This is a genomic window from Enterovirga sp. CN4-39 (genome assembly GCF_049446235.1).
Taxonomy (GTDB): Bacteria; Pseudomonadota; Alphaproteobacteria; order Rhizobiales; family Beijerinckiaceae; genus Enterovirga.
This window is the reverse complement of record NZ_JBMSEF010000002.1, coordinates 585,114-592,027: the sequence shown is the minus strand read 5'-3', so window position 1 is coordinate 592,027 and position 6,914 is coordinate 585,114. Positions and strand designations below refer to the sequence as shown.

Sequence of the window (6,914 nt, the reverse complement as noted above, 5' to 3'; positions counted from 1 at the left end):
CGGGGGACCGTCCGCAGGACGGTGGAGGGGGCGCGGCGCGCACAGCAGAGGCCCACATCAATGGCTCTGATCAAGGAACTCGACACCGGCACGCCGCTCCGGCTCGCGGCGACCACCGTGACGCTGACGATCGACGGCCAGGACGTGACGGTTCCGACCGGCACCTCCGTGATGGCCGCCGCCGCCACGATGGGCACGCAGATCCCGAAGCTCTGCGCGACGGATACGCTCGAGCCCTTCGGCTCCTGCCGCCTATGCCTTATCGAGGTGGAGGGGCGGCGCGGCACGCCCGCCTCCTGCACGACCATCGCCGAGGACGGCATGGTGGTCCGCACGCAGACGCCGAAACTGGCGAAGCTCCGGCGCGGCGTGATGGAGCTCTACATCTCCGACCACCCGCTCACCTGCCTGACCTGCTCGGCGAATGGCGATTGCGAGTTGCAGACGCAGGCGGGTGCGGTCGGGCTGCGCGACGTGCGCTACGGCTACGAGGGCGAGAACCATCTCGACGCGCCGACGGACGCGTCGAACCCTTACTTCGCCTTCGAATCCTCAAAGTGCATCGTGTGCAACCGCTGCGTCCGGGCCTGCGAGGAGGTGCAGGGCACGTTTGCGTTGACGATCGAGGGGCGCGGCTTCGCCTCGAAGGTCTCGCCCGGCGGCACCGATTTCTTCTCCTCCGAATGCGTCTCCTGCGGCGCCTGCGTGCAGGCCTGCCCGACCGCGACGCTGAACGAAAAATCCGTGATCGAGATGGGGGTGCCGGAGCACTCGGCGGTGACGACCTGCGCCTATTGCGGCGTCGGCTGCTCGTTCAAGGCGGAAATGCAGGGCGACAAGGTCGTCCGCATGGTGCCCTTCAAGGACGGCAAGGCGAACGAGGGCCATTCCTGCGTGAAGGGCCGCTTCGCCTATGGCTACGCGACCCACAAGGACCGGATCACGAAGCCCATGATCCGCGAGAAGATCACCGACCCTTGGCGGGAGGTGACCTGGGCGGAGGCGATCGACCACGCGGCGTCCGAGTTCAGGCGCATCCAGGCGACCTACGGGCGCGACGCGATCGGCGGCATAACCTCGTCGCGCTGCACGAACGAGGAGACCTACCTCGTCCAGAAGCTGATCCGGGCCGGTTTCGGCAACAACAACGTCGATACCTGCGCGCGCGTCTGCCACTCGCCGACAGGTTACGGCCTGAAGGTCACGCTCGGCACCTCGGCCGGCACGCAGGATTTCCGCTCCGTGGCGGCGGCCGACGTCATCCTGGTGATCGGCGCCAACCCGACCGACGGCCATCCGGTCTTCGGCTCGCGGATGAAGAGGCGGCTGCGCGAGGGTGCCCGGCTCATCGTGGCCGATCCGCGCCGCATCGACCTCGTGAAGTCGCCGCATGTGCGGGCCGACTATCACCTGCAGCTCAAGCCCGGAGCGAATGTCGCCCTCATCAACGCGATGTCACATGTCGTCGTGACGGAAGGGCTCGTGAACGAGGCCTATGTCCGGGCGCGCTGCGACTTGAACGATTTCGAGACCTGGGCACGCTTCATCGCCGAGGTGCGCAACTCGCCGGAGGCGGTCGAGGAGATCACCGGCGTCCCCGCCGCGGATGTGCGGGCCGCCGCCCGCCTCTATGCGACCGGCGGCAATGCCGCGATCTATTACGGGCTCGGCGTCACCGAGCACTCGCAGGGCTCGACCATGGTCATGGGCATGGCGAACCTCGCCATGGCCACGGGCAATATCGGGCGCGAGGGCGTCGGCGTGAACCCGCTGCGCGGGCAGAACAACGTCCAGGGCTCCTGCGACATGGGCTCGTTCCCGCACGAGCTCCCCGGCTACCGCCACGTCTCGGACGACGCGACGCGTGAGATGTTCGAGGGGCTCTGGGGCGTGAAGCTGCAGAGCGAGCCGGGCCTGCGCATCCCGAACATGCTGGACGAGGCCGTGCAGGGCCGCTTCAAGGGCATCTACATCCAGGGCGAGGACCCGGCGCAGTCCGACCCCGACACGCAGCACGTGACCGCCGGGCTGCGCGCCATGGAATGCGTCGTCGTGCAGGACATCTTCCTGAACGAGACGGCGAAATACGCCCACGTCTTCCTGCCGGGCGCCTCGTTCCTGGAGAAGGACGGCACTTTCACCAATGCCGAGCGCCGCATCTCGCGCGTCCGCAAGGTGATGCCGCCCATGGCCGGCTATGCCGATTGGGAAGTGACGCAGCTCCTCTCGAACGCGCTCGGCTATCCGATGGACTACCGGCATCCCAGCCAGATCATGGACGAGATCGCGGCGCTGACGCCCACCTTCTCGGGCGTGTCCTTCGCCAAGCTCGAACGGGTCGGCTCCATCCAGTGGCCCTGCAACGAGGCCGCCCCGAACGGCACGCCCATGATGCATGTGGACCGCTTCGTGCGCGGGCTCGGCAAGTTCATGATCACCGAGTTCGTGCCGACCGAGGAGCGGACGGGCGCGAAGTTCCCGCTCATCCTCACCACCGGCCGCATCCTCAGCCAGTACAATGTCGGCGCGCAGACGCGACGGACGGAAAATTCGCGCTGGCACGAGGAGGACGTGCTGGACATCCATCCCTTCGACGCGGAGCTGCGCGGGATCGTGGATGGCGACCTCGTGGCCTTGGAGAGCCGCTCCGGCGACATCGCCATCAAGGCCAGGATCTCGGAGCGGATGCAGCCGGGCGTCGTCTACACGACGTTCCACCACGCCAAGACCGGCGCGAACGTCATCACGACGGATTATTCGGACTGGGCGACCAACTGCCCGGAATACAAGGTGACGGCCGTGCAGGTGCGGCGCACGAACCGGCCCTCCGACTGGCAGGCGAAATTCTACGACGAGGAGTTTTCGCTCAAGCGCATCGGGGGCTACCTGGACGCGGCCGAATGAGCTCTCTCCCATTTCTCTGCCCGCTCATCCCGGCGAAAGCCGGGATCCAGCCCACACGGCCGGTGGATGCCGGCTTGCGCCGGCATGAGCGGCTGGGATTTTGCACATGAGCGACGTCACCCACGCGGCGGCGGATCCCGCCGCCAAGCTCGTCCGCATGGCGAACCAGATCGCCTCGTTCTTCCGGTCCTATCCCGAGGAGGAGGCTGTCGCGGGCGTGCATAACCACATCGTCGCGTTCTGGTCCCCCGTGATGCGGCGCGACCTGCTTGCCTATGCGGATACGGACGGCACGGGCCTCGACCCGCTCGTCGCGGAGGCGATGCACCGGATCGGTAAGGGCCCGAGCCCGACCGCCCGCGAGGCCGCGGGCCCCGCCGAACTCGGCCAGATCGGCGCGAGCGACGCCGGCTGATTGCCCTGGTCGCTCCTGCCGGCAGCGATCCGTCAAAACCGCGCCGAAATCCCCATGATCGGGCCATATTCGAGCATGTTGTAGCGGTAGCGGGTCCGGCCGCTGCCCTGCTCGTAATCGACGAAGAGGGCCTTGTAGCCGATAAGCCCGGACCAGGTCGCGGTTGCCGTCTTGAAGAGTTCGAGGTTGAAGGCGCCGATCGCCTGCCAGGACAGATCGCTTCCTGCGCCGAACCCGCCGACATCGGCCCTGACGACCAGTTCGACCGCGGGCGAGAACTGATGGCGTAGCCTGGCGCCGATCATGGGATCGGCCCAGGCAACGTCACCGGAGCGGGCGATCGCACGTCCGCGGGCGATGGCTAGATCGTCGATTGTCACGGTGCCGGTGAGCGACAGGTTCAGGTTGGCCTGCTGCCACCACACCCGCGTCCCGGCATAGAGGTCGATAGCCGTGCTGCCGCCCTGTCCAAAGCCGTCGTCCCAGCGACCGACCTCGTAGGCCGCCGCGAGTTCCGCGATCAGCAAGCGCACCCGAAGAGAGGCGCTGGCACCGATGCTCCCGCCTATATCGGGCGAGAATTGCCGTGAGCGAAGGGCGTCGCCGGTCACGCCGACCTTGGAATAGGCGATGTCGGCCCAGAGCGAGAGGGGGCCCTTCCGTGCCTCGAGAACAGCGGCGGCCTGAAACAGGTTCTTCGGAAACTCCGTCCTGTCGACGATGTCGATGAAGCTCGCATCCACGTCTGCTGTGCGGCCCCGGACTGTCGTGAAGCCGCTCAGCGATGTCGCCCATAGGTAGGGCGTGATGGTGAAGCTCCAGGTCTGCGCTGGCGGCGGCGGAGGTTGCGCCGGCAGATCCGCCGAGATCGCCGGTGGGGCAAGCGCTAAGGAGGCGCTCAGCAGTGCCAATCGCGCGGACAGGTTTCGGAAGACGCTCATGGTCCATTCCCCGGCAGAAACCCGGCCGTAATGAGCACAATGATTGGCGATTCGGTCTAGTGTACGATTGCAACAGGTCGGAAAGTATCTCTGGGAAAGCTGTATCATCTCGCCTGACTCGCCATTATTTACAGGCATGAGATATTGAATGATGATTATCGATCTAAGTTATCTTCTTTGTCTTGCATGCGTTAGCGATCGCCAAGCCCTGCTGGGGCGGGGCGTAAGGTGGGCTGGGGCAAGAGGATCTTCGATGCGGGATGGGCACGCGCAGATCGAGGGCACGTCCGCTAAGGCCGGGCAGGCTGGCCGGGATCGCTCCGTCCCCTGAGTTGTCGGACGAGTTGCCGCAATTCGGCGCTGTCAGGCCGCAAGACGACTAGCCGCTCGCCATAGACCAGCGCCTTGTCCGGGTCGCGCCGGCGCAGCGCATCCTGCAGCAGGGCCGACAGGATCTCCGCTTCCGACGGGTGAGCGGCGTGGGCGCTTTCCAGCACTGCCCGGGCCTCGTCCATGTTGCCGGCCCCCTGGAGCGCGACTCCGAGCACGAACGCATATCGCCCGTTGCTCGGCTCGAGATCGGCCGCGCGGCGCAGGGGCCCGAGCGCCTCCGCCAGACGCTTCAGGCGAACCAGGGTCAATCCGAGGGCGTGGTGCGGCGCGGCGGCGCCTGGCGCCATCTGGATCGTCATGCGGAGCAACTGCTCGGCCGCCTGGTCTCGGCCTTGCACGCGGTAGAGATCGGCAAGATTCACCCTGGCGGGGACGGAGGCCGAAGCCAGCCGGATCGCTTCCAGGTACTCGGTCTCCGCCTCCGCCTCCGCCATCCTGCCTTTGCGAACATGGAAGTTGCCGAGGTTCACTCGGCTCTCCGGGCGGTCTGCGTTGAAGCGTTCCCCTTCGACATACTCGGCCTCGGCCCGTTCCCGGACGGCGCGCTGGCCGGCTGGAACGAGGGTGTCGGGAACGTTCGCGAGCGCCACCGCCGCCTCCCGGCGCACGGAGCGCACCGGGTCGGACAGCAGGGGATTGCCGCGGCTCCATCGCTGGTCTGGAGGAAGAGACTCGAGCCCGCGCAGGGCCGCGATGCGCACCATCGGGTCGGGATCGCCGAGCGCCGTCGCTCGCAGGGCGTCCGTTTCGGCCGAGGGGCGCGTGCGAAGTTCGAGGAGCGCCGTCGCCCGCGCGATGGCCGGCGTATCGGGATCCCTGGCGACCTTGAGTAGGAGATCGCGTGCCTCGGGCCGTCCCTGTCGGGCTGCCTGAAACGCGGCCGCATAGGTCTGAAAGCCCTTCCGCTGCGGCCCGTGCCATCTTTCGACGGCATCCGCCGCCCACCTCGCGGGCTTGTCTCCGTGGCAATCGTTGCAAGCGTTCGGCGTGCCGAGCGCCATGCTCAGATCCGGCCGGGGAATGCGGAAGGAATGGTCGTGCCGTGGGTCGACGACCATGTAGGTGCGCTGGGGCATGTGACACGAGATGCAGTCCGGCGCTGCCGGGCCGGCAGGATGCCCGCTATGCGCCGCCGTCGCGAAAGTCGCGGGCGCATGGCATTGCGAGCAGACCTCCGCCCGGACCGCCTTCAGCGTGCCCGCATGGGGGTCGTGGCAATCGGAGCAGACGACGCCTTTCGCGTACATCTTGCTCTGCAGGAAGGAGGCGTGGTTGAACACTTCCTCGCGCATTTGCCCGTCGGCCTCGAACAGGTCGGCCGTGAGGAGCGCCGAAAGGTGTGTGTCCGCGAGCGGCCGGCCCGGCCGCCAATCCTCGCTGAACTGGCCGCGGCGCGCATGGCAGCGACCGCACATCTCGACCTCGCCGCCGCCCGGCTGTGTGGCCGATACCCCCGGGCTGCCCGTTTTCGCATCGGGGGCCCAGGTGACGGCGGCCCGCTTCGTGACGACGGAGGTGAACCCCGAATTCTGGACATCGGCCGGACGGCCCCGCTGCGCCCAGGCAAGGTGGCCGGAGGCGGGCCCATGGCAGCTTTCGCACCCGACGCTGATCTCCGAAAAGGTCGTGCGGAAGGTGTTGGCGGCGGGATCGTAATTCTTCCTCACGTTCGTCGAGTGGCACTCGGCGCACATGTAGTTCCAGTTCTGGTCGAGACCCGTCCAATGTAGCGGGTCCGTGTGCGGCATCGGGCCTTCTGGATAGAGGTGGAACCAGCGCTGCCCGCCGGCCTCCCTTGGCCGCGTGTCCCACGCGAAGGGCAGCGCCTGCACCCGCCCATCCGGGAACGCGACCAGGTATTGCTGCAGGGGCTCCACGCCGAAGGTGTATTTCACCGTGAACGCGGCGGGCTTGCCGTCCTTGCCGTCCGTTTCGGCGACAAACCGATCGCCCTCGCGAAAAAAGCGCGCCTTTGAGCCGTGATGCTCAACGGAAACGCCGCTGAAGTCGCCCAGCACCGTCCGGTCCGTCGCCTCCTGCATGGCGCGCGCATGCTGGGAGGTTCGCCAAGCCTTCGTCTCGACCGTATGGCAGCCGGCGCAGGCCGACGAGCCGACATATGTGCCCTCGGCGGAAGCGAAAACCGAACCGCCGGTTGTCGGCTGAGCGACCGCGAACCAGGAAAGAAGAACGAAAGCAATCGCCGAAGCGCAGACCCATGCCGCCGGGACGACAGGTTCCTGTGCTTCGGCGGGCTGCAT

The 6,914-nt window shown here is 67.2% G+C and carries 4 protein-coding genes; 2 read left to right on the top strand and 2 right to left on the bottom strand.

The annotated features are described in order from the left end of the window. Nucleotides 1-60: 60 nt before the first annotated feature. Together fdhF and ACO2SS_RS06560 are read left to right on the top strand one after the other, a co-directional pair. Nucleotides 61-2,904 carry a formate dehydrogenase subunit alpha gene (fdhF, locus tag ACO2SS_RS06565; protein WP_423276785.1) on the top strand — a complete coding sequence of 948 codons (2,844 nt, stop codon included), beginning with the start codon at nt 61-63 and terminating at the stop codon, nt 2,902-2,904. Between the two features lie 106 nt (nt 2,905-3,010). Beyond that, nucleotides 3,011-3,319 (top strand): formate dehydrogenase subunit delta, encoded by a 309-nt coding sequence (locus tag ACO2SS_RS06560; RefSeq protein ID WP_423276784.1) that lies wholly within the window; start codon nt 3,011-3,013, stop codon nt 3,317-3,319. A gap of 32 nt (nt 3,320-3,351) precedes the next feature. Here the strand turns inward: ACO2SS_RS06560 and ACO2SS_RS06555 are convergent, their stop codons facing one another. Both ACO2SS_RS06555 and ACO2SS_RS06550 read right to left on the bottom strand, forming a co-directional pair. Continuing rightward, nucleotides 3,352-4,260, bottom strand: a complete 909-nt coding sequence (locus tag ACO2SS_RS06555; RefSeq protein ID WP_423276783.1) for a hypothetical protein — start codon at nt 4,258-4,260, stop codon at nt 3,352-3,354. Between the two features lie 290 nt (nt 4,261-4,550). Further along, nucleotides 4,551-6,914 carry a multiheme c-type cytochrome gene (locus ACO2SS_RS06550; protein WP_423276782.1) on the bottom strand — a complete coding sequence of 788 codons (2,364 nt, stop codon included), beginning with the start codon at nt 6,912-6,914 and terminating at the stop codon, nt 4,551-4,553.